The organism is uncultured Maricaulis sp., from assembly GCF_963975345.1.
In the GTDB taxonomy this organism is placed as follows: Bacteria; Pseudomonadota; Alphaproteobacteria; order Caulobacterales; family Maricaulaceae; genus Maricaulis.
The window spans coordinates 1-2,687 of sequence record NZ_CAXBGE010000024.1; the positions used below are offsets into that span (position 1 = coordinate 1).

The 2,687-nt window shown below is 58.8% G+C and carries 3 protein-coding genes; 1 reads left to right on the plus strand and 2 read right to left on the minus strand.

Annotated elements, in window-relative coordinates; genetic code table 11:
• A partial coding sequence (locus AAC029_RS15690; protein ID WP_339749677.1) for a HAMP domain-containing sensor histidine kinase occupies positions 1-827 on the plus strand: 827 nt, incomplete at its 5' end.
• A 146-nt stretch (positions 828-973) separates the two neighbouring features.
• Here AAC029_RS15690 and AAC029_RS15695 read toward each other — a convergent pair.
• The gene (locus AAC029_RS15695) at positions 974-1,621 is read right to left on the minus strand and encodes a DUF3726 domain-containing protein (RefSeq protein WP_093734237.1); all 648 of its coding nucleotides are present in this window, start codon (positions 1,619-1,621) and stop codon (positions 974-976) included.
• The gene (locus tag AAC029_RS15700) at positions 1,618-2,484 is read right to left on the minus strand and encodes a hypothetical protein (RefSeq protein ID WP_339749682.1); all 867 of its coding nucleotides are present in this window, start codon (positions 2,482-2,484) and stop codon (positions 1,618-1,620) included. Before AAC029_RS15700 ends, AAC029_RS15695 begins: the two co-directional genes overlap by 4 nt.
• Positions 2,485-2,687 lie beyond the last annotated feature (203 nt).

Sequence of the window (2,687 nt, forward strand, 5' to 3'; positions counted from 1 at the left end):
TGCTGGCACTCTCCATCCCATCGGCTGGCTTATGGCTTATGTTCCGGCGGCTTAAATACAACAATGAACGATTGAGGCTCGCCCAGATACGCGCAATGGCCTCTGACAAAAGCAAGAGCGAGTTTATTTCGACGGTCAGCCATGAATTACGGACGCCTTTAACATCGATAAAAGGCTCCCTTGAAATGCTGAAATCTGGAAAAATAATTGAATTGTCGGCCCCCGCAGAAAGATTGGTCGCGATGGCAGCAAAAAATTCGAATATTTTAAATTTGCTCGTGAACGATCTTTTGGATTTCGAGAGAATAGATACAGGAAACCTTGAGGTGTCCAAGCGCCCTTCGGATATCGTCACCATCGTAAAAGATGAAATCGAGACCATGATGTCCTATGATACGGAACAAGAGGTAGAGTATTTCTATACAGGGGATGACGGACCGATTATCGGCAATGTGGATCCTGACAGAATAGCCCAGGTGGTTCGCAACTTGCTTTCAAACGCTGTCAAATTCTCACCGAGAAATGGAGGGGTTTTCGTGTCGGTCAGAGCGGAAACCGGGGCGGTGCGGGTCGTTGTTGCGGACTCTGGCTGCGGCATCTCACCAGACGACTGCGCGAGAATTTTTGACAAATTTACCCAAGTCGATTCATCAGACACGCGAAAACACCGCGGAACCGGACTGGGTTTGGCCATTTCCAAGGGCATAATCGTGGCCCACGGCGGCGATATCGGCGTGACCAGTGTCGAGGGTGTCGGAAGCGAATTCTACTTCGTCGTGCCTATCGGCATCGAAGATAAGCGGCTGCCGTTGCAAGACGCCGCCTAATCCTTCTCTTTTCGATCACGCGGCGAGCCCTAGCGCGGCGAAAAAGACGTAAATAAAACCGCCTGATTGCTATGGCTGGTCCCCATCGAAGGTGGAAAGGTTGCCCCCGCACCCCATGTCCGCGCAATTGCCCCGCGAGAACACTGCTAGTCGCTCTCTTGCCCGGCCCCCGCCCCGGCGCGGCTTTCGGCAGTGGCAGGGGCATAGGTGCGCTGCGCGTAGTTTTCCAGCGATTGCATTGTCTCGCTTGATACATCCCGATCAGAGCATGGCCGAACCGTCCCGTCTGCCGGTCGAATGGCGCGGGACAAGGTGACCGTTTCTGTGGAAGCCACGCGCAAAGCAGCCTCAGCACCTTCCCCACCAGGCGCGGCACCGCCGAGATTGAGCTTCACCCCGCTCCATTCCAACGCAATGCTGACCCCGGCGGAACGGGCGGCTTCGCTGGCAAAGGGGGCCAACAGCAAAGGCACCGCGACATTGCCAAGCCGCAATTCTGCCCCGCCCTTCAGATCGTCGGCCTGATCGCAGATCAGTGCCCCGGCGATGATCGGACAAAGCAGACCGCTTTGCGCGCGGAGAACACCGTCATTCCCCTGCTGCACCGCAAGTTCGGAATAGGTTTTACCATCGTTCTGCCGCAGCAATTCAGCAAGCAACGACGGCCCCGGGAACCCATTATCGCTGAGCCAGCGCACGGCCTTGCCGGCCTCCTCGGCAAGCCCCCAGCTCATGCCGCCGCCCCGCGCGGCCTTGCGTGCGAGGGCTTCGATTTCATTCAGCGAACAGATCATACCGGCACCTCTACCAACGCGGGATAGGTCCAACCCGCGAACTCCATTTCGGCCAGCTCATGCGGGAACGGCGCGTTGCGGAACATGTTGATCCGCACCCAACGGTCTGAGCGCGGGTCGAAATGGCAGGCCCCGAAAAAGGACAGTTTGGCGCGCAGCAAGTCGATGGGCAGGATATCAGCGCTGACGGTGTTGTCACGGATCTCGGCATAGGGATGGCGGGCGACGATCTGCACGCGGCGCAGGATGTGACGATGCTCCGGATGGCGCAGCAGAAAATCCGCCACGCGGGTCTGATCGGCCTCATCGTCAAGTGCCCTGAACAACAACGCCGCATCCCGTCCCGGTGCCAGTGGTTGTTCATAGGGGGCGACCGGCTCCAGATGCCGCTCACCAAGGCGCGGCTCGAGCTTCTCGATGGAGACATACCAGGCCTTGGCCTGGCTCTCGGGGCTGTCCCAGTCGATCTTGAGCGCCCAAGCATAGTCACGCTCAAGGATGCCGCGCAACTGGGCCGCGGTCATGCTGCCGTCGATGCGGAACCCAGCGCCCTCATCCGCGCTCATCTGGTTGGGCAGATCGTCGACAAGTGCACCGTAAGGCTCCATCATCAGCGCCACGAGAAGCTCTTGCCCCTCAAAGCTCAGCGCGCCCTCGGCCCAGCGGTAGAGCGCATCCCATGGCATGGGCGCCGTGAGCGCGCCGCTAGCCAGATGTGCGTCAAGCCGATCAAGGTCAGCCTTCAGCCCATCAATCTTGTCGCATTGCATCGGATGCTCGGAATGCCAGTCGTCCACATTACGCCGCCCGCGGCGGAGCATGGTCAAAAAGGCTTCGGTTTCTTTCGCAGAGATGACCGGCAAGGAGCGCACACGGGCCAGTGCGGTCTCGCGGGCCTTGATCCAATTATTGAGCAAAATTGGATGGTTGAGCAAGAAAGGCGCCATACCAAGGCCGGTGGAATTGCCGATGCCAAAATGGCGGCGCAGGGCAGGATCGAGCTTCACGGCGCCGGCCCCGCCCTTGAGCGCAGCGAGATGTTCAACAAGGTCCAGCACGAAGCCTC

Bases quoted from the DNA above. Each gene is read 5' to 3' on its own strand.
- AAC029_RS15695 (WP_093734237.1), bottom strand. From the start codon at position 1,621: ATGATCTGTTCGCTGAATGAAATCGAAGCCCTCGCACGCAAGGCCGCG.